The sequence below is a fragment of the Acidithiobacillus sulfurivorans genome (assembly GCF_018853815.1).
Taxonomy (GTDB): domain Bacteria; phylum Pseudomonadota; class Gammaproteobacteria; order Acidithiobacillales; family Acidithiobacillaceae; genus Acidithiobacillus; species Acidithiobacillus sulfurivorans.
The window spans coordinates 1-25299 of sequence record NZ_JAAOMP010000031.1 but is presented as its reverse complement, the minus strand read 5'-3'; the positions used below and the strand labels follow the sequence as shown (position 1 = coordinate 25299).

Genomic DNA, 25299 nt, shown 5'->3' with positions numbered 1-25299 from the left:
TGATTCGGATTAATTGATGAATATTAGCGCAGAACAATGGCTGACCCTATTACTGCTCGCCGAAACCGGCAGTGTCAGCGAAGTCGCCTCCCGCCTGCATCGCGGACAACCCGCGATCTCTGAACGCCTGCATAAAATATCGGAAGAAGTTGGCGAGCCCCTCTATATCCGGGAGGGAGGCAGCATTCGCCTGACAGATGCCGGTCAAGCCCTGTTGCCCGATATCCGCCAGCTCCGTGACAAAATCAGCGACATAGAACGTCAGGTCAGCCGCCGCCAGTCCCTGCAAAGCGGCGATTTGCGCATTGCCTCGACCAGTCTGATTGCCAACCACCTCCTCCCGGCTTATCTGCAAAAGTTTCAGAGCAATCATCCAGATATCAACTTACATATAAAAAGTGGCGTGGCTTATTGGCAGGATATTCAGCTCTCTGCAATGGATATTCTTTTTTTTGAGGGGGATATGGATATCCCCAACCTCCCCGCTTACTACGAAAAGCTGCCCTGGTGCGCGGATGAAATTATCGCCATCGTCCCCCATGACCATCCTTTGGCCATTCACGCGGAAGTTCCCATTCAGGATTTTCAGGTTTATCCAATCATCTGGCGGGAACCCTCCTCGGGTGTGCGCAAAATCATGGAAGGCGTTTTTAAAGCCAGAGATATTCAGCCACAACGCTACGTGGAAGTAGCTGATGTAGAATCTGTGGGTGCCATGGTTCAAGCCGGACTCGGGGTAGGCTTCATCACCCGGACGGTTTTTGAAAAACGCCTGGATTGGGGACTTCATGGTATCCGCATAGCCACCCCCAGTCCGGTCTGGAGAAGCTATATTGCCGTCCCCAAAAGTCTGCAAAGATCCCGTGTACTTTCCACCTTCATGGATATTCTCGGCATCGACAAGAACGCCCATAGCCGAACCCTACACGACTGATATACTCTGCAAATTCGCGGCTTGATCCACACGGAGCATACGTCAATTCATGCAACGCTTTTTTTTTCTGGCCATTTTGATTTTGCTGGGCTGGTTGACCATTCGCCTGTCTCCCGTGCTTACCCCCTTTTTGCTGGCAGCCATTCTGGCCTATCTGGGTAACCCTCTGGTGACTTATCTCCAGCGTCATCGCATTGGTCGCAGTTGGGGCACCACATTGGTGTTTGTGATTGTCCTGCTGATTTTTGCGGGTAGCATCATGGCCCTGTTACCGGTCATCAAGCATCAATCCCTGCTTTTTGTGGAGTATCTGCAAAAATATGGCGGATTATTGCAAAGCCGCTTGATCCCGCAAATTGCCGCAGCAACGGGTATTCAACTGGATAGCGGGGCTATTTCCCACTACGCCACCAGTAATGCCCAGAAGCTAGCTACCTGGCTGGGACATGGCGTACAAGTGGCCCTGAGCTCCGGGTCAGGGTTATTAACCGGCGCATTAAGCATCATTCTGGTGCCGGTTCTGGGTTTTTATTTGTTACGGGACTGGCCGCGTTTACTGGTCCGGATTGATCAGTGGATTCCGCAAAAGCATGCGCCTTTGGTTCGTCTTTTGAGCCGGGATGCCGACACCATGCTGATGGCCTTTCTGCGTGGCCAACTGCTGGTCATGCTCGCCCTGGGCTGCAGTTATGCCATTGGTCTCAGCATTATCGGCCTTAAAACCGCCATTCTCATTGGTCTGATAGCTGGAATCCTGAGTTTTGTCCCTTATCTGGGCGTCATCAGTGGCGTCCTCATGGCCAGCCTCGCCATGTATGTGCAAACCGGTTCGCTGCTTTCGGTGGCGTGGGTGTTGTTGGTATTTTTCATCGGACAGATTCTCGAAAGCATGGTATTTACCCCTTATCTGGTAGGAGATCGCATCGGCCTGCATCCTGTAGCCGTGATATTTGCCGTGATGGCCGGAGGGGAGTTGTTCGGTTTTATCGGTCTCTTGCTCGCCCTACCCGTCACCGCCGTATTAGTGGCATTATTACGGCATTTTCAAAACTGGTATTTGCAAAGCCCTTACTATCTGGGCAAGGAATAAGCCCCTTGGATAAAGTCATCATTATTGGTGGCGGACTTTCCGGTCTCGCCAGTGCCTATTTTTTGCAGCAACAAGGCGTGCAGTCACGTCTGCTGGAAGCAGCACCCCAAGTGGGGGGCAATCTCCTGAGCATAAAAGAAAATGGTTTTCTGCGAGATGCAGGACCAAATTCGCTGATGATCAAAGGTCAGGTGGTTCCGGCACTGATTGAGTCACTCCAACTGGAACAGGAAATCGTCGAAGCCAACGCTCTGGCTAAAAGGCGCTACATACTCAATCGCAAGCGCCAACTGGTCCCGCTCGGACCGGGGGTACTATTCAGCGGAAAGTTATTATCCCTGCAAGGTCGCCTGCGCCTCCTCAGCGAAGCTTTTCGCGGGCGAGGCAACGCTGCGGCGGAAGAAAGCATCGCCGCCTTTGTACGCCGCCGCCTGGGTCCAGAAGTGCTTACCTGGCTGGTTGACCCTTTTGTTTCTGGGGTATTTGCCGGAGATCCAGAGCGATTGGCAGTAGCCGCTACTTTTCCCCGCCTGGTCAAAATGGAACAGGAACATGGGTCGTTGTTCAGGGCCGCATTTGCTGGCCGTAAAAACACCACCAAGCCACGTCTGGTTTCCTTCCGTAATGGCTTGCAGGCCTTACCCCTGCGCATGGCGGAACGACTGGAGGGGCCCCTCCACTGCAATGCGCCGGTAAATCTACTGCAACAACATGAGGACGGAACTTGGGAAGTATTCAGTCAACAGCAAAGCTGGCGGAGTGAAAAAATCATTCTGGCCCTGCCTGCCCATAAAGCAGCGGCCCTGCTGGCAACGCTTCAGCCGACCTTGGCGGCAGAGCTGAAAGCCATCAGCTATCCAGCAGTCACTACGCTTTCTCTGGGATTCCCGCGCAGCAGCGTTGAGCATCCCCTGGATGGTTTCGGCCTGCTGATTCCCCGTACGATGGGTCTGGAAACCCTGGGCGTCCTGTTCTCCTCCACGCTGTTTCCAGATCGCGCAGCCCCAGATCAGGTACTGATGACGGCATTCATTGGCGGCAGCCAGAATCCTTTGCAGGGTCGCAGTGGCAGCGATCTTCTCCAGACCGTTTTGCACGAAATCCGACCCATTTTGGGCATAGCGGGAGAACCCGGCTTCAGTCGCTGCCAAAACTGGCCAGAAGCCATCCCCCAATATGAATTAGGCCATCTGGCTCGCCTGGAACGCATCACCAAAATGACCCGTCAGATTCCTGGATTGCATTTCCGCGCCAACTGGAGTGACGGTGTCGCCCTGGGTGATTGTATGGAAGCCGCCCGGCAACTCAGCCAGAAGCTCGCAAACTAGAGCTCATGAGGCTGTAGAACTTTATGGATTTTTGTCTTTTCCCAGTTTGGCCAGGAGCATATCCATATCTGTTTCCCCGGAAGAATCTGACGATTTTTTTGCACCCGAATTTCGGGCGTATTTGACGGGGCTTAAGTGCGTGGCCGTGCTGTGCGACTCGACAATACTTCCCGCCTTACGGTGCTGATACTGCGACCATGCCAGTTCGGCTTTCGGGTCAAAATTATGTCGATAACCCTTCACCTCACCAACAATTTCTACCGGCGTGCCGACCTGTACCAGCGCCGCAATTTGTTGCGCATTCCAGTTGGACAAGGCTACGCAGCCCGCCGTCCAGCGACCGGGAAACACCTTGCTTTCAGGATCATCAGCAAACTGCGGGCCCATCCCATGAATGCCAATTTCACCTCCCAACGGGGTATTCTGAGGTGGGGTCTGACCGGCATCAATAGCGTCCACAATCGCCAGATACTGGTTATGGGTAATAATGCCCTCTTGCAATCCCCACTCGGCATTTTCCTTGTTAGGATAGGTGAGTCCCATGAAGGGGCCATACTGAGTTCCGTGGAGAATCCAGCCAATATGATAATGACCCACCGGCGTGACATCATCGCCACGCGTACGACGCGGTGCCGAACCGTTAAAGCCAATGGCCACAGGGTAAGTAGCCAGGAGCGTGTCTCCCCGATAAATCCGCAGCAAATGCGCAGTTGTTGAGACTACTATCCGTACGGGTTGCTGCTGCGCAAGTGCAGAAACTGTCGGCGATACCACCGGAGCCACAGGGGTAATGACCGGCGCCTTGATTTGCGCCGCATAATAGGCCACAGAATGCACGGGCGGCGCAGAAATGTGGGGAGCACATCCGTCCAGACCCCACAGAACAAATAAGCCCAGCAGCCACCACCATTTTCTTAAAGTACCCATGCACCCGCTTCCTTGGTTTTTCATTTTAAGACTTTCATAATATACCCGAGCTAGATCATCAAAGTCCATGATAATCGGCAAGTTTTCATTCAACCCACCTGACTGTAATCCAGACGGTTACCCAGCCAGCGCTGAATCAGGGCCTGCACTGCTCCTGGGTTTTCGTGCAGCAATTGTGCAGCGAGGCCTGGTAACTCGGCCAGCAGCGCTTCATCCCGCATCATGTCTGCCACCCGCATCTGCAGCAATCCGGTTTGACGGGTGCCCAGATACTCGCCCGGGCCGCGCAATTCCAGGTCCTTGCGGGCAATCACAAAGCCATCGCGACTGTCGCGCATGACCTGCAGGCGCGCCCGGGCTTTTTCACCCAAAGGCGGATGATAAAGGAGTATACAACTACTTTGCCGTTGACCTCGCCCTACCCTGCCGCGCAACTGATGGAGTTGCGCGAGGCCCATCCGTTCAGCATGCTCAATCACCATCAGACTGGCATTGGGCACGTCCACACCGACCTCGATGACCGTGGTCGCCACCAGAATTCTGGTTTTCCCGGCCTTGAAATCTGCCATTACCCGGGCCTTTTCGGCTGCAGGCAGGCGTCCATGGACCAGCGCGATGGCCACTTCCGGCAAGGCTGCCTGTAAATCGGCATAACTGGTTTCTGCTGCCTGCAGTGCCAAAATCTCGGATTCTTCAATGAGCGGACAAACCCAGTAAATCTGATCCCCTTCAGCCAGTCTGTGCTGCATGCGGGTCATCAACTCTGCCCGCCGGGTATCGGCAACAACCAGAGTTTCTACGGGACTGCGCCCCGGCGGCAGTGCGTCAATAATCGACAAATCCAGATCCGCATGCACCGTCATCGCCAAAGTTCGGGGGATAGGAGTCGCCGTCATCACCAGAAGATGGGGAATGGTTCCCTTTTCCAGCAACTGCCGGCGCTGATCTACGCCAAAACGATGTTGTTCATCAATAATCACCAGGCCGAGTCCGGCAAATTTTACCTCATCCTGAAAAAGTGCCTGAGTACCTACGACAATCTGGATGCGTTGATTATGTAAATTTTCCAATACCTCGCGCCGGGCTTTCTGGCCAAGCCCCCCCACCAGAAAACCCACCTGAATACCGAGGGGTGTCAACCATTCGACAAAACGGTCATGCAACTGTTCGACAAGGATTTCCGTCGGTGCCATCAGGGCTACCTGATAACTTTGTTCCACGGCCGTTAATGCTGCTGCGGCGGCCACCAGAGTTTTGCCGGAGCCCACATCGCCTTGCAACAAACGCCGCATGGGCCGGGCCTGGGCCATATTCTGGTTAATTTCCGCAATGACCCGCTGTTGTGCGGCAGTTGGTGCAAAAGGTAGCTGTTTCAGAAACGCAGCCCATAGGGTTCCGCTGGCCTTAATTACCGGAGCACCCGTTTCATCGCTGGCCGTACGGGCAGAGCGAATAGCCAGATGATTGGCGAGTAACTCTTCCAATGCCAGACGCTGCCAGGCAGGATGCGCAGGCGTCGGTACTTCTTCTGCACTTTCGTGCAAAAGCCGTAGGCCCTCACCCAGAGGGGGCCACGCCGGACCTAAATATTTCGCGAGATAATCGGGGAGCTGATCAACCAGGGTCAGTGCCTGGGCAACCCAGCGCCGCCACTGTGCCTGAGTAATTCCCTGGGTACTGGGATAAAAAGGGGTGAGGTGGGTAGGCGCCTGAAATTGCGGCTGGTCGGCCATTTGCCACTCAGGATGCACCATTTCCAGACCCTGGTAACCCGCACGGGTTTCCCCGAAACACCATAAGCGCCTGCCCTTCTGCCATTGGGCACGCATCGGCGCCAGCATATGAAAAAGGCGGATATACAGTTGTCCGGTACCGTCACTGAGGGTAACCAGCCACTGATCGCGACGCCCACGCAAGTGTTCCACCTGGGTAATCTCGCCCAGCACCGCGCCTTCCTGTTCGGGCAACAGTGTCCCGATGGGCAGAAGATGGCGCCGGTCCTGATAGCGGCTGGGCAGATGGAAAAGCACATCCTGAACCCTCCAGATATCCATGCGCTGTAAGCGTTGGACCAGTGCCGGGCCGACACCCCGCAGTGCCGAAACCGAACTTTGCAGGTAGAGAGGAGAGGAGGCAGACACCTGCTCAGTCGCTGTGCGGCAGAGCCTCGCGATGGGCCCACTCGTTTAGGATTTCGTTAAGATCTACCGCATGCATCCGCGCCACCCCGGCCAGGGTTTCGCGATCGGCAACAAAGCATTCACCGCAATGAATACCCCGCTCTTCCAGCAACGAAACCAGCACCGGATGTTCCTGCAGCAGAACCCGCATCGGCTGGGCCAGAAGTTCGGCGCGCTCCATATCAGTCCGATTTGCCCAAGGCGACAATACCGTCAATTTCCACCTGGGCACCCCGGGGCAGTGCCGCAACCTGCACCACCGCACGGGCTGGATAGGGTTGAGCAAACTCCGCTTCCAACGCCTGGTTAACCGCTGCAAAATTGCCAAGATCCGTCAGAAAAACCTGCAATTTGATAGCCTGTTGCAAGTCCGTACCGGCAGCCGCACAAACCGCCTTGAGATTGTCGAGCACCCGCCGTATCTGCAGTGAAAAGTCACCTTCCACCATCTGCCCGGTGCCGGGGTCCAGCGGTATTTGTCCCGACAGGTAGAGCAGACCGTTATGGGTCATCGCCTGACTGTATGCGCCAATAGCCTGGGGTGCTGCATCACTGTGTACTGGTGTCGGCATGATTTCTCCTTGGATTAGTTCTTGACCCGCTGTACCCGGGACACCATGGGCAAACTCCGCAAACTACGCATGATTTTCGCCAGATGATCCCGGTCATGGGCTAATATGGTAAAGGTGATTCCGGTATAGAGTCCATCCTGGGGCTCAATATCCACATGATCAATGTTGGAATCTTCATCAGAAATCAGGGTGGCAATGCGGGCCAGAACGCCCCGGGCACTTTCTGCCACCACCCGGATAGTCACCGGGAAATCTCCATGAGCATCGGGGTCCCACTGCACATCCACCCAACGATCACGACGCTTGCGCCATTCCCGAATGTTATGACAATCGTGGGTATGAACCACCACCCCTTTACCGGCGCTGATAAAGCCCAAAATCGGATCACCCGGAATCGGCCGGCAGCAACGCGCCAGAGTCACCGGCAAACCCTCAGTGCCGCGAATCAGCAGCGGTTTTTTCACCGCCACCTCGCGATTCAGACGGCTGGGCAGCAGTTGGCTTACTGCCTGCCCCAGACGCCGCGCAGTTTGCGCCAGACGCCCCCGGTCATCTTCTTCCGGTAACAACTTATGGGCTACGACCAGCGGAAATACTTCGCCCATTCCGATGGCCGCCAGCAACTGGCCTTCTTCCTGAACATTGAAAGTGCCCAGGACGCGCTGCCAATCCGCCGCAGCCAACTGTTGATAATTTCCGCCCAGGCTCTGCAGAGCCTTCTCCAGCAAATTGCGTCCGAGGGTTTCTGCATCTTCGCGTTGAATGGTTTTGAGATAGGCCCTGACACTGCTGCGGGCCTTGGCAGTAACAACCACGTCCAGCCAGCCGGGCTGCGGATGCGCCGAAGTGGCAGTGACAATATCCACCTTGTCACCATTATTCAGAGGGCTGCGCAGGGGCACATACATATCATTGACGCGGGCTGCCACCGCCTGATTACCAATGTCCGTATGAACGGCATAGGCAAAATCAACGGCCGTGGCCCCACGCGGCAGGCTGAGAATTTTTCCTTTGGGCGTAAATACATACACCTCATCAGGAAAAAGATCGAGTTTGACACTCTCGAGGAACTCCTGCGAGTCGCCGCCCTGGGTCTGCAACTCCAGCAGGCGCTGCAGCCAGGCCCGGGCCTGGGTTTCGGCATGGGCATGATTCATCCCGGTTTTGTAAAGCCAGTGGGCAGCCACACCGGCTTCCGCCACCCGATGCATATCTTCAGTGCGAATCTGGACTTCCACGGGGTGTCCGAAAGGCCCCAGCAATACCGTGTGTAGAGACTGGTAGCCGTTGGACTTGGGAATCGCAATATAGTCCTTAAAACGCCCGGGGATTGGCCGATATAAGCTATGAATGATGCCCAATACGCGATAGCAGGTATCCACATCCGCCACAATCACCCGAAAGGCGTGCAAATCCAGAATGGAACTAAAAGCCATCCCCTTTTTTTGCATCTTGCTATAAATGCTGTAAACATGCTTCTCGCGGCCACTGACCTGAGCTTCAAAACCCTCCTGATGCAGACGGTCCAGCAAAGCTTGTTCGATTTTCTGGACGGCTTCCTTGCGATGACCACGAGCCGCCTTGACGGCTTCGTTGAGCGTATGCCAGCGCTTGGGATAAAGATGGGAAAAGGCCAGTTCTTCGAGCTCAATACGAATGGCATGAATACCCAGACGCTGCGCAATCGGGGCATAAATATCAAGCGTTTCACGGGAAATCCGCCGTCTCTTTTCGGGGGTCATGACCCCCATCGTCCGCATGTTGTGCAGACGATCAGCCAGCTTGATCAGCACTACCCGAATATCCCGGGACATGGCCAGAAACATTTTGCGGAAATTTTCGGCCTGGGCTTCTTCCCTGGTTTCGAAACGGACCTGACCCAGCTTGCTGACGCCATCGACCATTTCCGCAACTTCCGGACCAAAACGCTCGGCGAGACTTTCCTTGCTGATGCCACAGTCTTCAATGACATCATGCAGCAAGGCTGCCTGTACGGAAAAAATATCCAGTTGTAATTCTGCCAGAATACAGGCCACCGCTACCGGATGATGAATATAGGGCTCACCACTGCGACGGGTTTGCTCGCCATGCGCTGCCAGTGCCAGTTCATAGGCTTCCCGGACCCGAGTTACTTCTTCTGGAGTCATGTACTGCTGCAATAACGCCCGCAAAGGCGCACAGGGATCGTCCAGTGCCGGCTTTACCGGTGGTAGCCGCAATACTTCACCAACCCCGGATGCCAAAGGCAATACGGGGACAGAAACCGCCTCCACCGATTCAGACGCCGGAGGCATCCTCTGCTCCCGCTAAATCGCGACCCGCTGCGCCCGGAAAATTAGGCATGGGGGGTGGCATCTGCTCATTCAGAATGGACCGGGTTACCAAGCCTGCCGCGATTTCGCGAAGGGCCACTACGGTGTTTTTGTCCCGTCCTGCTTCCACTCCGGCTATAGCTCCAGATGCCAGCTGCCGGGCACGACGCGCCGCCACCAGGGTCAGTTCAAAACGATTGATGACATTTTCCAGACAATCCTCAACAGTTACTCTCGCCATTTCTACTTACCCTTATTCCAGTGTTAATGAATCATACCCAAAAGATCTTTCAGGCGCTGATGCTGGGCATGCTGTTGGCTGCCCAAACGCAGATGTTCCGCATGCACAATGCTGCGCAAATCTGCCAGTGCCGTTTCAAACTGGTCATTCACTACCAGATAATCAAATTCGTCATAATGTAGCAATTCTTCACGCGCTGCCGCCACACGCCGCGCAATGACTTCATCCGAATCCTGGGCGCGACCCCGCAAACGGGTTTCCAGCGTGCCCAGGGAAGGCGGCAGAATAAAAATACTGACGGCCTGCCCTGGTAAACGTTCACGTACCTGACGCGCGCCCTGCCAGTCTATCTCCAGCAACACATCCATACCGGCAAACAGCTGACTTTTGACCCAGGGCTCGCTGGTGCCATAACCATTACCATGCACCCGGGCATATTCCAGAAACTCGCCCCGCTCCGCCATTTCGCTAAATTGCGCCATTTCCACGAAATGGTAGTCTGTCCCATCCACCTCTCCGGGCCGTGCCGGACGCGTGGTGTAGGAAACAGAAGTGCGAAACTGCGACGTCACTTCTACCAGTGCTCGCGACAAGCTGGTTTTCCCCGCCCCGCTAGGCGCCGAAATAATCCACAGGATACCGCGTTCTGCGCTACTCGTCATGATTTTCTACTCCACATTCTGCACCTGCTCGCGCATCTGTTCGATCAACACCTTCAGCTCCACAGAAGCAAAAGTCACCTGACTGTCTGCGGCCTTGGAGGCCAGGGTGTTGGCTTCGCGATTCAGTTCTTGCATTAAAAAATCCAGACGCCGTCCAACCGCTTCGCGGCGGGTCAGTATCCGTCTTAATTCCTGCAGATGCGTATCCAGCCGATCCAGTTCTTCAGCCGTATCCTGACGCTGAAGATAAAACAGAATCTCCTGCTCCCAACGCTGCGGATCCACCTGAATGGCCAGGTCAGCAAGACGGGACTGCAAACGATTCCGCACCGCCTCTTCCAGTTCCGGAAGATGCGCCCGCAAAGCGCGGGTTTGTTCGCCAATAGCCTCCACCCGGCTCAATAGTATCTGCGCCAGAGCTGCCCCCTCACGCTCCCGGGTGGCCTGCAATTCTTCAATGGTACTATCCAGCAAGGACAACACTTCTTCTTCCAGAACAGCACTGTCTGTGCCGGTGCTTTGCACCAGCCCGGGCCAACGCAAGGCGTCCAGTGGATTCAAGGCCGTCTCGCGCAAATTCCAGCACTGCAGCAATTCGCAGTAAATGGTCTGTAATTCTACCGCCAGATCACGATTGAGGCGCAACCCTCCACCTTCAACAGCCTGAAAGCGCAGCCAGACATCAACTCTTCCGCGCTGCAGGGATTTTTGCAAGCGTGCCCGGATCGCCGCTTCATACACGGAAAAACCTTCCGGCAACCGTAAACTGATATCCAGGTAACGGTGATTAACGGTACGCAACTCCCAGACCAGCGTGCCCCAGTCTCCATGCCTTTCACTGCGGGCAAACCCCGTCATACTTCGAATCATGTGTACCACTCCGTTGCGAGATGCCACTGTAATACGCGCTTAACCTAGCATAAGGACAGGAAAGCAGCGAGAAGCGTAATTTTAGTATATGCGCATATGAATATAATTATTGACGCCACCCCTAAGCTGAACTATACCTAATGAGTCTTACCCCAAAAGCACCCCATCCAAATAAGGGTGCATTCATGAAATTGCACAACGGGAGAGTGTTCTATGGCTGCCACACAGGAAATGTTATTTGAATGGGACGAATGGAAAGAGCGGGCTCTTGCCCGGGGCATTGCTGAAGATTTGGCAGAATTAGGTAAAAATCTGATGCGCGACGCCTACATGCAACGCTGGCCCGAAGCCGTACTGAGTGATTGCGGCTGGGACGATGATGGTTTTGGGATGCTGGCCCTGGCACAAGCAAAACCCGCCGAAACACGACGCGATTGGGAACGGTTGTATGCCCAACACCACCGGCGACCGGCTTGCCCACTGGAGCAGCCATTATCAGTGGATGCGAAAGCCCTGGCACCCATCAATCCGTCAACGCGCCCACAGGGAAGTAGCCATACATCACTACTCATGGGACATCCAAAGTAATCGCCAGACGACAACGGGTAGGGAAATAGCTCCTACATAGCGGCCTACAATCTGCCCCTTGTGGTTAATCAGCAAGGAGGTGGGGGTCAGGGTGACGCCACCCAGAATCTGTGCGGCCGCTCCGTTTTTATCCGCATAGAGAGGATAATCCATAGCAAAGCGGGAGCGCGCCGCTGCGATGGCCTGCGGCGTGTTTCCGGCAACAGCTACACCCAGCACCGTAAATCCAATACCCCCAAACCATTGCTGGAGCCAGTTGAGAGCGGGAATTTCGGCAATGCAGGGCGGGCAATCCGTAGACCAGAAATTGATCAGGGTCACCTGGTTTGCTCCGGGATGATACTGTACCCACTGCCCATCCAGCTTTTGCAGGGTCAAAACCGGCAATGTGGCTGGGGTAGCAACATCACTTGCGCCGCGCCACTGTGTCCATACATACACCCCGGCCACCACCAATACCATCAACACAATATCCAGAGCCCAGCGCCGCAGGCGATGCTTTCCCAATACTATCAACCTCATCTGATCAACATGAAATGGACTGGAGCGTAGCGGTAAATCCCGCTATAATTGTCCGACTATATTCGAACCATGGCCCATGATTCAACTTCGCACTTACGTCTACATAGACTCCCTACAACCGCAACTCGCTGCATATATGGCCTCGGTCTCCCAGGGCTTTCTTCCTGTGCCTGGCGATGCGGCCTTGTGGATTGAAGTTTCCCCTGCCATGGCGATTCACCGTCTTACGGACATTGCCCTGAAAGCTACCCGCGTGCACCTTTCCCAACAAGTCATTGAACGCGAATTTGGAGCAATGGTCGTTCATCATCGCGACCAAAGCGATGTGCGGGAGGCTGGTCGAGTGGTTTTGCAGCGTATGGGTGCCAGCCAGCAGGATCGCACCGCCTGCAAAATCACCTGGAAAGAAATCATCCGTGGAATGATGCCGGATCACACCGTACTCATAAACCGCCAGGGTCGTCGTGGCTCCATGATTCTTCCTGAGCAAAGCATGTTCATTCTGGAAACTGATCCGGCCGGTTACGTCATTTATGCCGCCAACCAGGCGGAAAAAGCCGCCAATATTACGCTTGTCGATGTGCGTGCCGTGGGTGCCTACGGACGCCTGACCATTGCCGGAAAGGAAGCGGACGTGGATGAAGCCGCAGCAGCCGCCATCCACGCCGTGGAAAACCCCTCCTGGACTTGATGCAGATGGATCGGCAAACCCTGCAAACCCTGCTCTGCCAGTATCGTAGTCACTATATGGAAGAGCTGGCTTATGCCCGTCGGGGTTGCGCTCTTTTGCAAAGCGATCCGGATTGCTTTTTTCGGGAAGGCAGCGGCCTGCACATTACCGCTTCCACCTGGATTCTCAACCCTGCCGGTACAGCCACGCTGTTTATGCTCCATCGGAAACTGGAACAATGGTTTCAGCCGGGAGGGCATGCGGATGGTGATGAAAATGTCCTCGCCGTAGCCCTCAAGGAGTGCAGCGAAGAAACCGGGGTTGCAGACACGGATATCCACTTGCTGCAATCAAACATATTTGATGTGGATATTCACCGGACTCCCCGGCACGGCACCGAGCCAGCCCATCAGCATCTGGATATTCGATTTCTGGTAGAAATAGATGATCGTATCCCCCTGGATGGAAACAGTGAGTCCCATGCCTTGCGTTGGATCCCCCTGCATGAGGTACACGCCTACAATAAGGGACTTTCCATCCATCGGATGCTGATCAAAAGCATGGAGTGGTTGCGTCAGCACAGAAACCGGGGGTAACGTCGGCCCGAATCAAGTTAGAAAGCCCTTAATTCTCAAAATGGTCGGAGCCTGGAGGCTTTGCAGCGACTTTGGCCCGCGCCGTTTCAGGTTAAAAGAAAGTCCCGACGGCCGCATCCAAGGCGTCACGCATATCCGGATCATCCGTAATCGGGCGCACCAGAGCCATACTGCAGGCGGCAATGGGTGCCACACCCTTCTGCATCAACGCACCGGCATAAATGAGCATACGCGTGGACAAGCCTTCATCCAGACCATGACCCTTGAGGTTGCGCGAACGTTCGGCAATGGAAACCAGCTTTTCCGCCATATCTTCCGAAACACCCGACTCATGAGCCACAATTTCCACTTCAATCGTCCGTTCTGGATAGGAAAAATCCAAAGCCCCAAAACGCTGCTTGGTGGATTGTTTCAGATCTTTCATGGAAGACTGGTATCCGGGATTAAAGGAAATCACCAGCTGAAAATCAGGATGCGCATGAATCAGCTCGCCCTTCTTATCCAGTGGAAGCGTGCGGCGATGATCAGTAAGGGGATGGATCACCACCGTCGTATCCTGACGAGCCTCGACAATTTCATCCAGATAACAAATGGCCCCCATTCGCGCAGCGGTGGTTAAGGGACCGTCCTGCCATTTGGTGCCATCCTTGTCCAGCAGGAACCGCCCTACCAGGTCTGAAGCCGTCATGTCCTCGTTACAAGCCACGCTGATCAGAGGCCGCTTCAGGCGCCACGCCATATATTCAATGAAACGGGACTTTCCGCAGCCGGTCGGGCCCTTGACCATCATCGGCAGACGGGCTGCGTAAGCCGCTTCATACAAGGAAATTTCATCGTGGACTTCCTTGTAATACGGTTCTTTCTCAATCAGGTACTTTTCTTTTGAATCACTGTTCACCGTAACACCTCTTGATATTAATTCTTGAATTTTACCAGCCGACTGACCTGGATGTCCGTAACAAACACAACGCCGGTATGCTTCTCAAAAAATGGCGCAAAGCCTTCCAGAATAGGAGACACCAATTCTTCGGGAACAGCCACAATAATCATGATCAGCACATCATCTTCATTGAACATGACGTGTCCTTCATAAATGCCGTGACTGCCTTTTCCAGACAAATTACCGACAATGGTATAACCTTTCACCCCGGCCCTGTCGAGAAGATCCGTAGCAAAGTCCTTATGGGCGCCCTCCATGATAACTTCCAGCTTTTTCAAGGGGCTCAAATTCAGTGTTTTCATGCGATTTCCTCCAGGAGAGTCTGTCTGTCAGGGGTTTCGGTTCGATCTTGCAAGTGAAAAGCACCGTCTTCCAGGACGTAGGCGCGATAATCATCTTCCGGATCCATGATGATAACCCGGACCCAACCACCACCCAGCAGCGCCTTAATTTTAACCAGGTTACCCACTGATCTCTGGGCAAAAGCTAGTGGGGCCTCAACCAGCACAATCAAGCGCACCGGCTCATGGTAAGGTTTGCCATCCTTAAGAACGGTCTGGGTAGGCAGCCCCGTACGCAAATCACTCTGGTTGCCGGTCATCACTGCAAAACGCCCCGCCACGTTGTGGTACACCTTACTGCCACTACCATAGTGTTCAGTATCCACAACGGAAAAATAATGTTCCAGATTAATCCATTCACCCACCACCATGGGACTGGAAAGAATGGTTTCCAGAAGACGGCCCTTGGGATCCAGGCGGTAATCGTAAGAATGGAGAAAGGCCCGGCTTTCCAGATTCAGGCCCTGGGTCAATTCCCGCCGGCCAACAATAGCATAGGCATTGCGGGTCAAACCCCACTCCGGGCGGACCTGAGACCAGTCGTGGGTCAGGCGCTGGGCCATGGCCGCCGCTGCATAGGGATCCTCGGCCAGCTTTGCATCTCCTCCGAGCTGGGGCATGCGTTCCGCCGCAGAACGACGGGTAGCTGCTGACAAACCATTCTGCAAGCGCTCCAGATAGAGCAGGTGTCTTGCTGGCAACAAGTCGACATCATGCAGATCCACCACGTCTGAAGTGGTATTATGCACGGCTGGCATAAACCAGGTATCGTCAGGAATGATAATCCCCTTGTCGCGCAAACGCCGACGCACCTCGGGTTTGTTGGCCATCGCCGCAAATACCCGGGCATTGGGAAGCCCCTTGCCGCCTCCACAGGCCCCACAATCCAGAGCAGATTCATAGGGATTGTTTTCAGTTGTGCTTTCATGCCCGACCAACAGCACAAAGCGCGAAAAATTATGATTCATACCAATCAGCAGCAGGGCCTGAGAAATGTAGCGGACCTGTTCATCCAGACTGAAACCAATACGGCCCAGTCGCTCCATCTGCAAACTGGTTTCATGCCGTTCGACCCGGTATATGTCACGCAATTTCTGGATGAATTCAGATTCCTGATGGGCAGACAAATTGCGGCGTCGGGCCAGCGCACTGGGTCCAGGGATATGTTCCAAAGCAATTTCGCGCAGCTCTTTGACATCGTCGTCCGTCACCTGATCTCGCGGAACATTCCATTCCTTGATCAACGCACGGACGATCATCGCCCGTTGCACAGCCCGCAAAATGGAATCCGCCTGATCCGGACTGAGCTTATCCAGGAGCAGTCGCGTTACCGGCTTTTCAGCATGCAGTTTGTGATGGAGATGATGATAGGTCAGCGGTGCGACGGTCTTGCCAATCAAGCCCAGACTGAAAATGAGCCCCACGGCTTCTACTGCCACAAATGGGGACAACACCGAACTTTTCAGTTCATGAAGCACATGCTCCAGAGCGCCATAAAGCGGCTCTTCTTCCAATTCCAGTTTGGCGGGGATTTCCAGCACCAGATTTTTGGGGGTCTGAATCGCCGGACAAAGATGCACTTCAGTGCCGCGACCATACTCCAGAAAGCTGATCGGTACCCCAAAAAACCCCCCAATTCCAAAAGTCTGATAATCACCAATCGCTTCCAGATGTCGGCGCATGGGTTCCGAACGTACGTCAATACAGAGCAACGCCTGGGCAAAAGGCCGTTTCTCCTCCGCCATTGCAGGCGCCTGGGGAATATGAATCCGGTTGACCAGATCCTTAATGTAGTGAGACTCCATGGAACGCAACCAGGTAAAGCCTTCCTGCTTTTCCCAGGCCCGGATAATCTCCAAAAACCTGTCGAGCTGATCAGGCGTCATCGCCAACAGTTCCGCTTCTGCTTCTGCACCCATGACTTTAGCCAGTCGCTGCAGATTCTTAACCTGACGTTCCGCTTCCCAGCGGGATTTGGCAGTAATGTACTGCTGCGCCATCTTGTCAAAACCAGAGCGTTTGCGCCGAGCCAGTACATCTTCTACCGGTTGTGCCCAGGCGGGTAAGATGGAACCCGTGTACAACTCCAGACGCAAATAGGCAGAAAAAGGATCCGCATGCACAAAATCCTGAATTTCTTCGGCATTGGCCGGACAAGCGTGGTGCCTGACCGCCTCTTGAAGCAACGCCATACCCAGAACCATGCGTACGGCCAGAAAATCGGTCAGATCCGCCGGATACTGCTCTGCCCAGTAATAATGTTTGGCTGTACTCCGATAGCGGATAAAGCCCGCCCAACCATGCAAACGCGTCAACTGCCGGGTAATATATTTTTGCCAGGAAGCCTCGGGAACTTTCAGATTCCGGAGAATATGCGCCACTACGCCTTCAGGCGTCGCTTCCGATTCCAGAAGATTGCGCAAATGCAATCCACGCAGGAAAAAGCGCACATTATGCTGAGCCACTTCTTTCCACGCAGCAAAAAACCCCTGCTTGCGTCCCGGCGACTGCCAGGCTGACTGGCCTTCATCAAAAAAGTCCAGGCAGCTTTTTACCAGCAGATCATCCAGGGTACTGCCGATGTCCGTCCCGAACAGACGATCGACATTGGCGTAAACTGGCCCGTCCAGGGCTATTTTATGGCTGAGAATGTCTTGCAGGCGGTGTTTCTGGGTTTCGCTATCTTGATCCGGCGCTTGTCCATGGAGAACCGCATGCAGCATTTGACCATCCAGCCAATCCGTCGCGGGAACCATCTGTTCGTTCTGGCAACGCGTCAGCAGGGACCAGAGCCAATGCTCCATGGAAATTCCGGGCAGATCCTCTGCGTGTTTTTCGAGAAAAACACGCAGGTATTTGCGCAGGGCCTTTTCGTCGACTTTTCCGGCTTGCCAATATTCCTGATATTCGCTGCGGGAAAGATAACCGCGTCCGTGAAATAATCGGCCAGCCTCTTCCACCGCCTCTTCAAAATGGAGATGTTCCAGACCAAACAAAGGGTTATGGTGGATGAAGGTGCGCATTGGCCAAAACCGGGGGATGGGCTCGCTGGCCACATAAATCATCGTCCGTACTTTCAGACGATCCCCCAAAGTCAGTTGATGATCCATATGCCCCCCCAGAAGATTCCGACCAAAGCAAATACCCCCAAAGTCAGCCCACCCAACCAGGTGCCAGCCACACTCAAATCATGCACCGCTTCGCCATGGTATATACCGAAAAGTAAATCCTGCAAAAGCCGCCCTACGGTCCACCCCCAAAGGAGCAGGACCAGCAATAGCAAAGGCATCCAGATGATTGGCAAGCTTTCCATAGCCTGTAATAAGGCGAAAAAATTGGGAAAGATGGGTGTGGCGGTAGCGGCAAGCGCGGTCAGCGAGATCAGTACGGAAAGACGTGGCAAAACCCGGGCAAAACCACCGCTCAAGCCCAGATAGGAAGCTCCGGTTTGCTTCGTCAAAACGCCCGCCCATATCAGCATCAGGGCGGCAGGGATGGACCATGCGAGCACAAAAAGTTGCATATCCCAGTGTTGCGGCAGCAATCCAACCAGAAGCCAGGTCAGGGACAAGCCGGAAGTAGCCATAAAACGCGCCCAAATCTGCACATCCCGGGTTCCTGCAGCGCGGTAGGCGTACAAAATTGCCGTGAATAATGCCAACGCCCGCAAAGCTATGGGCATTTCCTGTCCAAGCACATACCAGGCCCCGGATTTCAGAAGCAACAGCAGACCCAGTTGTGGTAAGACAATAACCGCCAGCGCGCGCGCCCAGGCACCCGGCGCACTGACCAGCAAGCGGTTAAAAATCCAGCTGAACGGGAACCAGGGGAGCAGGGATCCTGCGACAATCCAGAGGATGATATCCATCTCAGCACCACCGTAACAAAACATTGAGACGCCGCGCCCCACTCAACAAAACCTGAGTCATGCGTGCATACAAATCATTGACATACAGCTCTCTGGACAACAAGGCATACAAGGCCAGATAAACACCACGCCAGCGTCCCTGGTCTGCGCGATCCCACCAGCCGCTGGAATCCGCAAAAAAGGTCAAAGCCCAGGCACCGACAAAAAGCAGCGCCAGAATGATGACCAACACATCAAAATAGACACTGTTGATGCTGGCGGCACTATAGAGCTGATAACCTTCTCCGTGCGGATATAAAAAGTGTCCGAAGTAATGGCTGATCAGGGTATAACCGATGACTACCAGAACAAATGATCCAAGAATACCGCCCATCAAACGCCACGGATTGGTATGGGTCATTTTGTGGGTCGCAAACAAGGCCTGGGCCCCGGTCACCCAGCCGAAAAAGAGCAGAATAATGACCCCCTGCTCGTGCAGAAGTCGCGATGAAACAAACAAATGGGAGACACTGAGTACCACTACCGGAACAATAATGGTCAACGCTGCCGCTGCCAGCCAGGGCAGACGTGAAGGCTTGGCCGGGCGCCGTTCCACAATCGAGGTGTACACCGAGTCCGGAGGAACACCATCATGTTCACGAGCTTCGCCAATAATATTTCCTGCCCCCAAAAACAGGGATGCCTTGAAAAATCCATGGGCAATCAAATGGAAAACAGCCAGAGCGAAAGCTCCGACTCCACATTCCATGACCATAAAACCCATCTGCCCCATAGTCGAATAGCCGAGCGAGCGTTTTACATCATTCTGAATCAACATCATGGCTGAGCCTACAACCGCAGTAATGAGGCCCACTATAAAAACAAAATGCAAAACAATACTCGCGTGTTCGAATACCGGAAAAAACCGGTTAAACAAAAAGCCACCCGCGTTGACGATACCCGCATGCATCAGCGCTGATACGGGGGTCGGACCATCCATGGTGTAGGGTAACCAGCCATGGAGCAAAAACTGGGCAGAACGCGCAAAAGCGGCAAAAGCCAGGAGAAAACCCACCAGCTCCGGAATCGACAAGCCCCAGAAAGCGTCCAGATGCGGATACATTTGCAACCGGGAAAAAATCACTGGAAGGGAAATGGAGTGGTAGCTTCTGATCAGTACAAAAGCGGCCAACCAGAGTGGCACATCTCCAGCCCGGTAAGTAATTTGCGTCCAGAACGCATAACGACCGGCTGCGGGACGATTAGTATCGTGGCCCAGCAGAAAATAAAGCACCACTCCCACCAGAAACCAGGCGACCAGCAAGGTAATCAGATCAGCCGCAGAAACCATAAATAAAATGGTCGCGGTCATCAAGTCAAGAAGTGCGAAAAAGCGGGTATAATTGGCCTCTTCGACCATGTAGCGCACTGAGTACATATGTACCAGCAGGCTGATTCCGCAAACAAAACTCCACATAATGAGCGTTAAAGGATCGAGCCAGACACTCCCCCAGAGGGTGCCGATAATCTCTACCCGTGAAAAGCCTCCCAGGGCATAGCTGGTGAGCTCAATGAGGGCCAATATAAAAGTCAGCAAGGTAATGATCACGCTGATTCGCGCCGCCGCCTTGCGGGCAGAATGCATGAAAATAAAAATAACAGCTGCCGATAAAATTGGCAGGAATGGAATTACGATTGCCAAATCACCCATTCGAATCTCCCTGTGTAATGCTCCAAGCTGAATTCATTTGGTCATGGATATATAAAGTTGGGGTAATTTTTCTGGAAGCTTGTCCACATGATCCAGTACCAGATAATTACGTTGCCCAAAAATTCTGGAAACATATTCATCCGCATAAGGGTCCAGAGACAGACAAAAAGTTCGGATACCTTTGCGGCTCAATTCTTCTACGGCTTTTTTGGTATCAAAACGCAAATATTGTGGATCGCGCACATCATTATCTGCGGGTTCACCATCCGTGAGGAGCAAAATCAATTTTTTCTGGCTGGCACGTTGATCCAGCAGATGTCCGGCATGGCGCAGTGCCGCACCCATACGCGTCGAAAGCTGTCCGGTCATTCCCGCCAGGCGACCTTTCACCTTGTCATCATAGGGCGCATCAAAGTCCTTGAACTTGTAGAACTCCACGTCGTGACGTCCATTGGAATCAAAGCCGCAGAGCATATAGGGGTCGCCAATACGTTCCAGAGCCTCAGCCAACAAAGCCGTCGCTTCCCTGGCCAAATGCAGCACACTGACATCGCCCTCAGAACGCGTACGCAGCAAGTCATTGGTCGATTCGGAAAGATCAACCAGCAACATGACGGAAAGATCACGAATATTCAGACGAGTGCGAATACCAATACGAGGATCCGGCTGTTGCCCCATGCGGATATCAGTCATCGCCAGAATGGCCGCATTAATATCAATTTCATCCCCATCTTCAACTTTGCGCGTCCGTACCACGCCCTGGGGCTGTACTGCTTCAATCAGCTTGCGCAGCCTTTGCACCAGAGGCTTTTGTTGCTCCAGCATCACATTGATTTCAGAAGGATCTCCCATTTTGGGATGTTTTTCATACACGGTGACCCACAAAGGACGTTCCAGCTGGGTCTGATAGTCCCACTCGGAATAATTTACCGGTTGCGACACCGGCGTCTTGCCCTCTTTGTCGTTAAACGTCAGACCATCGTCGTCATAAAATTCTGTCGCAAGTACCCAGACTTCCTGAGCATCATCTCCCGCTGTTTCTACATCGACCGCGTTGATCATTTCCATGATGTTGACGTATTTGCGCACCTGAGCCTGACCACCGGATAGAGGGTCACCACTCCAGTCTGTACCAGGAGCCGTCCAGAGATAACGATTGTCGTCGCGATAGAGACTTTCAGACTGATCTTTCTGAACTGAGTACTTCCAGGAAGAATTTTCACAATCTTCGGCCAGTTTTTCAGCAGCCACCATCAGCACATCATAAACGTCCTCTTCTGCTGCCAGCACCCGGACGAATGCTTCTCGCGCCTTTGCCACAAAGGGATGTGGATCAGCATAGTCAGCATCGAGCAGGGCCATGCTGATGCGATCCATAATGGCTACGGTTTCAGGCTCTGCTGCCTGTTCCGCGCAGGCTGGCAGACGGCCCAAATGTTGCCATAGAGGGAAAAGACCCGGGAATTTCTGGATGGCAAGATGCTCAACCCTGGCATCTTCCAGAATACCAATCCACAAACGTTGCAAGGGCTTTGCCAGCTCAAAACGAGGGTCATGTTTGGAAAAAACCACATGCGCAGCAGCATGGGCTGCGGCAGCACGATACAATTCGAGCGCCGACGTTTTTTCACCCTGGGCATTTTCCACATCATCATAGGCGTCGGGAACATGAATAAAGTAATTTTCTATGTAGGGCTGATAACCTTCTCTGGTTTCATAATCACCAGAAGTCGGGCGCAGAAAAAAATCTCGACCCCATAAAGCCCGCAAGTACATGATCAGGCGGCGCTGCACATCAATAAAGAGGACTCCACGACGTTCCTGCTGAAGCACCGCCAGCGATTGCGGAGTCTCCAAACCGAAAAATTCCACCTGTGCGGCAAAATCATTGCGATAGGCAGAAATACCCCAACTGGCCCAGCGCCGCAAACCACCCAGGGTCATTTTTTCGAGGAGCACTTCTATTTTGCCCAACATCGGACGGACACCACGCGGTGCCTGGGCAAGCAACTGATCGAGCAGCAGCAAATAGCCGCGAAATAATCCTAGTTCACCCAAACGACGGGCAACAACCGGAGCACTGGTGAAAAATAAGACCAGCACTTCGGCGCTGGTTTTGGAAAACATACGAATAGCCATAGAGAGCATTTCGAAAACAGCCTGCTCGCCAATTTCACGGGCTACCTGCGGGGCGCTTTCTATAAAGGCAAGAACCAGATCGGAGCCGCGACCCAACGCCTTGAGACTACTGGCACCCTGTAAATAGGATTCCAGACCGCGACGGCCGAAAACCCGGGCAGCCTCATGCCAATTAGACTCCAGCACTTCTGAAGCGTGTGGGCCCAGATCTTCCAATATCTCCGGATAATCCGCCAATTGAATTGACATACCTAGCTCACCCCATTTTTATTGCAAGCCATCCTAAGCCCATGAAATACGCACAGGCTGGCCAAAATTTATCAGGAAGAATGCGGTGTTAGTCTGGCCAAATACGCTGAGGGTTGATTTCGCGTCCACCACCCGCATTTAGATCACTCACGGCTGGCGTTGTTTCAGGCGTGCTTTTCTGAGCCGGTTTACTGCTCGTTGCCGGTTTATTGCCCGTAGTTGTTTTTTCGGTACCCGCTGCAGAAGTGCTGTTCGTACCGGCAGCCGGAGTGCGCCGTCTGGGACTCTGGATACTCGCGTTGAGTTTGTTCTCCAAATTGCTCATTTCAAGATCTCCTCAATAATTCCTTCGAATTCCTGTACGGCAGCCGTTGCCCGCTTACCCATCTGATACACACTTTTTCCTTCAATAGCTGCATTCCGGTATATGGCCCGGCGGGCGACCTGCACGGGTAATACATTCAGGCCCATTGCCTGAACTGCAGATTCTGCAGCACGAGACAAGGCACTGTGGCTTTCCACCTGATTCAACACAAATGCCGCATTTCGGGCTGATTTACCCGCATGCAGGGCTGAAATCACTTCCACACTGCGTTGACTCGCCCATAAATCCAGTGGAGAAGGCAGCACTGGTAATAATATCCAGTCCGCCATCGCGAGCACTTCCTGGGTTTCAGCGCTCTCCAGAGAAGGCGGACAATCAATCACCCAGTAGGCAAAATCATCGGATTGCCCCGCGCTTTGTTCAGACCAGTTTTGTACAGACAAAGCATGACCATCAGCTTCAGCAGCCCAATCTGCCCAATATCCCAGGCTACCCTGAGGATCAGCATCCAGCAGCAAGGTGGCTCCGCGCTTGGACAAGCCCATCGCCAGGTTCCAGGCCAGAGTAGTTTTGCCACAACCACCTTTGGCATTAAAAAGAGCAATCCGCTTGGCTGTGGTCATGATCAGCGTTACTCCCGTGCCTGCTCTGCGCAGTGCTCAGCCGCTGCGGCGAATTCTGCCCGCTCAGGCTCCACGGCATCCCCTTCAAATTGAATCGCGACGACCACGTAGGTCTTCGCAAAATTCAGGTTTGGATAATAGCCGAGTTTTTCAGAAACCCCCGTCAGCAAATCCAGAAATTGACGGGTTTGTGCATAGTCGGCAAACTCAAATCGTTTGCTCCACCCCAAAGGACGACGCTGAATTTCCCATCCCTCGGGAGCTTGCAGATCCTGGAGTTCCTGGTTCACAAACACCCTCCAAACTTAGTGAAAACGCTTCAACATTTCGGCAAGCGACCGCATGTGACCTTCTTCATCGGCGCGCAGATGGGCAAACACCTCGGCAGAAGGAATATCCCGCATACGCTCGGAAAAATTCTGTGCTTCGCTATACAATTGCACAGCTGAAAACTCCAGATCCTGATCGTGAGTCAACATTTCCCGCAAATCCCTACCCGGGCGCGGTGGACGTAATTGCGCACCCGTCGGCGCTATTCCCATCAACAAAAGCTGCTGACTGAGAATACCAGCATGATCCAGCTCTTCCCGCGATTCATTACGAAAATATTCCGCCCAATCTGCCATTCCCCAAAGCGTACAAAGACTCGACTGGGTACGGTACTGCTGCACTGCTGTGTACTCATGAGCCAGTGCACGCGTAAAAAAACCAATGATGCGGGGATGATGATTACGCATCCCATTCATGGATTTCAGCTCAGGTTACCGGTAACATCACCATCCCGGCCACTACCATCAGCGCTGGGAGACTGAGGTAAAATGTGTTCCACCTCGGTGTGCACCCGGGCAATAATGTGGGCAGCAACAAGGCCGTCACCAACTCTTTCGCAGGCATCCGCGCCCGCACGAACCGCAGCATTCACCGCACCCGTTTCACCACGCACCAACACGGTGACATAACCGCCACCAATAAACTGACGGCCAACCAAACGGACTTCTGCCGCTTTGGTCATCGCATCTGCTGCTTCAATAGCTGGCACCAGACCGCGTGTTTCAATCATACCCAGAGCAATACCCGTAAGTGCTGCCATCTGTGTCTCCTTTATGTTGATTACATCTGCCAGGAAGGGCGTAGGAACTACGCCCGATCACTCGCGTTCATTTAAGCGGCAATCAAACCGGTTCAGGCTGACGGCGCTTTCGGCAGAATGTGTTCCACCTCGGAATGGACACGGGCAATAATGTGGGCGGCTACCAGACCGTCACCGACCCGTTCGCAGGCATCAGCACCCGCACGAACTGCAGCATTCACTGCACCTGTTTCGCCACGCACCAACACCGTCACATAACCACCACCAACAAACTGGCGACCAATCAAACGGACTTCAGCAGCCTTGGTCATCGCATCTGCTGCTTCAATAGCTGGCACCAAACCACGGGTTTCAATCATACCCAACGCAATACCTGTTACTTCTGCCATTTCTTCAACTCCTCAATAGACAATCTAAAAATCAGAACCGCTGGATACCACTGCTTTAAGCAGTGGCAGCCTTCGGCAGAATGTGCTCGACTTCAGAGTGCACACGCGCAATGATGTGTGCAGCCACTAGGCCATCACCGACCCGTTCGCAGG

At 53.7% G+C, this 25299-nt stretch carries 27 protein-coding genes; 6 read left to right on the top strand and 21 right to left on the bottom strand.

Annotated elements, in window-relative coordinates; translation table 11 throughout:
- Positions 1-16 precede the first annotated feature (16 nt).
- From HAP95_RS02830 to hemG, 3 genes are read left to right on the top strand one after another with little or no spacing between them, the layout of a single operon-like run.
- Positions 17-934: a LysR family transcriptional regulator gene (locus HAP95_RS02830; protein ID WP_215882856.1), complete on the top strand. Its 918-nt coding sequence runs from the start codon at positions 17-19 to the stop codon at positions 932-934.
- A 49-nt stretch (positions 935-983) separates the two neighbouring features.
- Positions 984-2024 carry an AI-2E family transporter gene (locus HAP95_RS02825; protein WP_215882855.1) on the top strand — a complete coding sequence of 347 codons (1041 nt, stop codon included), beginning with the start codon at positions 984-986 and terminating at the stop codon, positions 2022-2024.
- A gap of 5 nt (positions 2025-2029) precedes the next feature.
- Positions 2030-3352, top strand: a complete 1323-nt coding sequence (gene hemG, locus HAP95_RS02820; protein WP_215882854.1) for a protoporphyrinogen oxidase — start codon at positions 2030-2032, stop codon at positions 3350-3352.
- Positions 3353-3373: 21 nt separating this feature from the next.
- Here hemG and HAP95_RS02815 read toward each other — a convergent pair whose 3' ends face one another.
- The 8 genes from HAP95_RS02815 to HAP95_RS02780 form a co-directional block, all read right to left on the bottom strand.
- A complete protein-coding gene (locus HAP95_RS02815; RefSeq protein ID WP_215882853.1) occupies positions 3374-4279 on the bottom strand; it encodes a L,D-transpeptidase family protein in 906 nt (301 codons plus the stop codon).
- Positions 4280-4368: 89 nt separating this feature from the next.
- Positions 4369-6420, bottom strand: a complete 2052-nt coding sequence (gene recG / locus HAP95_RS02810; protein WP_215882852.1) for an ATP-dependent DNA helicase RecG — start codon at positions 6418-6420, stop codon at positions 4369-4371.
- Between the two features lie 4 nt (positions 6421-6424).
- Positions 6425-6667 (bottom strand): DUF1858 domain-containing protein, encoded by a 243-nt coding sequence (locus tag HAP95_RS02805; protein ID WP_226832470.1) that lies wholly within the window; start codon positions 6665-6667, stop codon positions 6425-6427.
- Positions 6642-7031, bottom strand: coding sequence for a Rid family detoxifying hydrolase (locus tag HAP95_RS02800; protein ID WP_226832468.1), 390 nt, complete (start codon positions 7029-7031; stop codon positions 6642-6644). Before HAP95_RS02800 ends, HAP95_RS02805 begins: the two co-directional genes overlap by 26 nt.
- A 14-nt stretch (positions 7032-7045) precedes the next feature.
- On the bottom strand, positions 7046-9325 hold the full coding sequence (locus HAP95_RS02795) for a RelA/SpoT family protein (RefSeq protein WP_215882851.1): 2280 nt from the start codon (positions 9323-9325) through the stop codon (positions 7046-7048).
- Positions 9309-9584 (bottom strand): DNA-directed RNA polymerase subunit omega, encoded by a 276-nt coding sequence (rpoZ, locus tag HAP95_RS17235; RefSeq protein ID WP_215882850.1) that lies wholly within the window; start codon positions 9582-9584, stop codon positions 9309-9311. The genes HAP95_RS02795 and rpoZ overlap by 17 nt, the downstream gene beginning before the upstream one ends.
- Before the next feature lie 23 nt (positions 9585-9607).
- Positions 9608-10246 carry a guanylate kinase gene (gene gmk, locus HAP95_RS02785; RefSeq protein WP_215882849.1) on the bottom strand — a complete coding sequence of 213 codons (639 nt, stop codon included), beginning with the start codon at positions 10244-10246 and terminating at the stop codon, positions 9608-9610.
- Positions 10247-10252: 6 nt separating this feature from the next.
- A complete protein-coding gene (locus HAP95_RS02780; RefSeq protein ID WP_215882848.1) occupies positions 10253-11116 on the bottom strand; it encodes a YicC/YloC family endoribonuclease in 864 nt (287 codons plus the stop codon).
- Positions 11117-11329: 213 nt separating this feature from the next.
- Between HAP95_RS02780 and HAP95_RS02775 the strand changes: the two genes are divergently transcribed.
- On the top strand, positions 11330-11704 hold the full coding sequence (locus HAP95_RS02775; protein WP_215882847.1) for a hypothetical protein: 375 nt from the start codon (positions 11330-11332) through the stop codon (positions 11702-11704).
- On the opposite strand, the gene HAP95_RS02770 is transcribed toward HAP95_RS02775, so the two are convergent.
- Positions 11681-12226, bottom strand: a complete 546-nt coding sequence (locus HAP95_RS02770) for a TlpA family protein disulfide reductase (RefSeq protein WP_226832466.1) — start codon at positions 12224-12226, stop codon at positions 11681-11683. The genes HAP95_RS02775 and HAP95_RS02770 overlap by 24 nt on opposite strands.
- 76 nt (positions 12227-12302) lie before the next feature.
- On the opposite strand from HAP95_RS02770, the gene HAP95_RS02765 reads away from it, so the two are divergent.
- Both HAP95_RS02765 and HAP95_RS02760 read left to right on the top strand, forming a co-directional pair.
- On the top strand, positions 12303-12917 hold the full coding sequence (locus tag HAP95_RS02765) for a BMC domain-containing protein (protein WP_024893627.1): 615 nt from the start codon (positions 12303-12305) through the stop codon (positions 12915-12917).
- A 5-nt stretch (positions 12918-12922) separates the two neighbouring features.
- Complete coding sequence (locus tag HAP95_RS02760) at positions 12923-13492, top strand: NUDIX hydrolase (protein WP_226832464.1); 570 nt, start codon at positions 12923-12925, stop codon at positions 13490-13492.
- 91 nt (positions 13493-13583) lie between these two features.
- On the opposite strand, the gene HAP95_RS02755 is transcribed toward HAP95_RS02760, so the two are convergent.
- From HAP95_RS02755 to csoS1 (HAP95_RS02700), 12 genes are all read right to left on the bottom strand, one after another.
- A complete protein-coding gene (locus HAP95_RS02755; RefSeq protein WP_215882845.1) occupies positions 13584-14390 on the bottom strand; it encodes a CbbQ/NirQ/NorQ/GpvN family protein in 807 nt (268 codons plus the stop codon).
- 17 nt (positions 14391-14407) lie between these two features.
- Positions 14408-14734 carry a P-II family nitrogen regulator gene (locus HAP95_RS02750; protein ID WP_215843868.1) on the bottom strand — a complete coding sequence of 109 codons (327 nt, stop codon included), beginning with the start codon at positions 14732-14734 and terminating at the stop codon, positions 14408-14410.
- Positions 14731-17883, bottom strand: coding sequence for a DUF2309 domain-containing protein (locus tag HAP95_RS02745; protein ID WP_215882844.1), 3153 nt, complete (start codon positions 17881-17883; stop codon positions 14731-14733). The genes HAP95_RS02750 and HAP95_RS02745 overlap by 4 nt, the downstream gene beginning before the upstream one ends.
- Positions 17868-18641, bottom strand: coding sequence for a hypothetical protein (locus tag HAP95_RS02740; protein WP_215882843.1), 774 nt, complete (start codon positions 18639-18641; stop codon positions 17868-17870). The genes HAP95_RS02745 and HAP95_RS02740 overlap by 16 nt, the downstream gene beginning before the upstream one ends.
- Before the next feature lies 1 nt (position 18642).
- Positions 18643-20331, bottom strand: a complete 1689-nt coding sequence (locus tag HAP95_RS02735) for an NADH-quinone oxidoreductase subunit 5 family protein (protein WP_215882842.1) — start codon at positions 20329-20331, stop codon at positions 18643-18645.
- 33 nt (positions 20332-20364) lie between these two features.
- Complete coding sequence (locus HAP95_RS02730) at positions 20365-22719, bottom strand: nitric oxide reductase activation protein NorD (RefSeq protein ID WP_215882841.1); 2355 nt, start codon at positions 22717-22719, stop codon at positions 20365-20367.
- Positions 22720-22807: 88 nt separating this feature from the next.
- Complete coding sequence (locus tag HAP95_RS02725; protein ID WP_215882840.1) at positions 22808-23044, bottom strand: hypothetical protein; 237 nt, start codon at positions 23042-23044, stop codon at positions 22808-22810.
- On the bottom strand, positions 23041-23667 hold the full coding sequence (locus tag HAP95_RS02720; protein ID WP_215882839.1) for an AAA family ATPase: 627 nt from the start codon (positions 23665-23667) through the stop codon (positions 23041-23043). Before HAP95_RS02720 ends, HAP95_RS02725 begins: the two co-directional genes overlap by 4 nt.
- An 8-nt stretch (positions 23668-23675) precedes the next feature.
- The gene (locus HAP95_RS02715) at positions 23676-23957 is read right to left on the bottom strand and encodes a hypothetical protein (protein ID WP_368356538.1); all 282 of its coding nucleotides are present in this window, start codon (positions 23955-23957) and stop codon (positions 23676-23678) included.
- A gap of 15 nt (positions 23958-23972) precedes the next feature.
- Positions 23973-24413, bottom strand: coding sequence for a ferritin-like domain-containing protein (locus HAP95_RS02710; protein WP_215882837.1), 441 nt, complete (start codon positions 24411-24413; stop codon positions 23973-23975).
- 5 nt (positions 24414-24418) lie between these two features.
- On the bottom strand, positions 24419-24757 hold the full coding sequence (gene csoS1, locus HAP95_RS02705; RefSeq protein ID WP_215882836.1) for an alpha-carboxysome major shell protein CsoS1: 339 nt from the start codon (positions 24755-24757) through the stop codon (positions 24419-24421).
- A gap of 92 nt (positions 24758-24849) precedes the next feature.
- Positions 24850-25146 (bottom strand): alpha-carboxysome major shell protein CsoS1, encoded by a 297-nt coding sequence (csoS1, locus tag HAP95_RS02700; protein ID WP_010637881.1) that lies wholly within the window; start codon positions 25144-25146, stop codon positions 24850-24852.
- Between the last annotated feature and the right edge of the window lie 153 nt (positions 25147-25299).

Excerpts from the sequence above, each read along its gene's own strand:
- HAP95_RS02830 (WP_215882856.1), top strand. The coding sequence starts at position 17 with ATGAATATTAGCGCAGAACAATGGCTGACCCTATTACTGCTCGCCGAA.
- HAP95_RS02825 (WP_215882855.1), top strand. The coding sequence starts at position 984 with ATGCAACGCTTTTTTTTTCTGGCCATTTTGATTTTGCTGGGCTGGTTG.
- HAP95_RS02815 (WP_215882853.1), bottom strand. The coding sequence starts at position 4,279 with ATGGGTACTTTAAGAAAATGGTGGTGGCTGCTGGGCTTATTTGTTCTG.
- HAP95_RS02800 (WP_226832468.1), bottom strand. The coding sequence starts at position 7,031 with ATGCCGACACCAGTACACAGTGATGCAGCACCCCAGGCTATTGGCGCA.
- HAP95_RS02795 (WP_215882851.1), bottom strand. The coding sequence starts at position 9,325 with ATGCCTCCGGCGTCTGAATCGGTGGAGGCGGTTTCTGTCCCCGTATTG.
- rpoZ (WP_215882850.1), bottom strand. The coding sequence starts at position 9,584 with ATGGCGAGAGTAACTGTTGAGGATTGTCTGGAAAATGTCATCAATCGT.
- gmk (WP_215882849.1), bottom strand. The coding sequence starts at position 10,246 with ATGACGAGTAGCGCAGAACGCGGTATCCTGTGGATTATTTCGGCGCCT.
- HAP95_RS02780 (WP_215882848.1), bottom strand. The coding sequence starts at position 11,116 with ATGATTCGAAGTATGACGGGGTTTGCCCGCAGTGAAAGGCATGGAGAC.
- HAP95_RS02775 (WP_215882847.1), top strand. The coding sequence starts at position 11,330 with ATGGCTGCCACACAGGAAATGTTATTTGAATGGGACGAATGGAAAGAG.
- HAP95_RS02770 (WP_226832466.1), bottom strand. The coding sequence starts at position 12,226 with ATGAGGTTGATAGTATTGGGAAAGCATCGCCTGCGGCGCTGGGCTCTG.
- HAP95_RS02765 (WP_024893627.1), top strand. The coding sequence starts at position 12,303 with ATGATTCAACTTCGCACTTACGTCTACATAGACTCCCTACAACCGCAA.
- HAP95_RS02760 (WP_226832464.1), top strand. The coding sequence starts at position 12,923 with ATGGATCGGCAAACCCTGCAAACCCTGCTCTGCCAGTATCGTAGTCAC.
- HAP95_RS02750 (WP_215843868.1), bottom strand. The coding sequence starts at position 14,734 with ATGAAAACACTGAATTTGAGCCCCTTGAAAAAGCTGGAAGTTATCATG.
- HAP95_RS02745 (WP_215882844.1), bottom strand. The coding sequence starts at position 17,883 with ATGGATCATCAACTGACTTTGGGGGATCGTCTGAAAGTACGGACGATG.
- HAP95_RS02740 (WP_215882843.1), bottom strand. The coding sequence starts at position 18,641 with ATGGATATCATCCTCTGGATTGTCGCAGGATCCCTGCTCCCCTGGTTC.
- HAP95_RS02735 (WP_215882842.1), bottom strand. The coding sequence starts at position 20,331 with ATGGGTGATTTGGCAATCGTAATTCCATTCCTGCCAATTTTATCGGCA.
- HAP95_RS02730 (WP_215882841.1), bottom strand. The coding sequence starts at position 22,719 with ATGTCAATTCAATTGGCGGATTATCCGGAGATATTGGAAGATCTGGGC.
- HAP95_RS02725 (WP_215882840.1), bottom strand. The coding sequence starts at position 23,044 with ATGAGCAATTTGGAGAACAAACTCAACGCGAGTATCCAGAGTCCCAGA.
- HAP95_RS02720 (WP_215882839.1), bottom strand. The coding sequence starts at position 23,667 with ATGACCACAGCCAAGCGGATTGCTCTTTTTAATGCCAAAGGTGGTTGT.
- HAP95_RS02710 (WP_215882837.1), bottom strand. The coding sequence starts at position 24,413 with ATGAATGGGATGCGTAATCATCATCCCCGCATCATTGGTTTTTTTACG.
- csoS1 (WP_215882836.1), bottom strand. The coding sequence starts at position 24,757 with ATGGCAGCACTTACGGGTATTGCTCTGGGTATGATTGAAACACGCGGT.
- csoS1 (WP_010637881.1), bottom strand. The coding sequence starts at position 25,146 with ATGGCAGAAGTAACAGGTATTGCGTTGGGTATGATTGAAACCCGTGGT.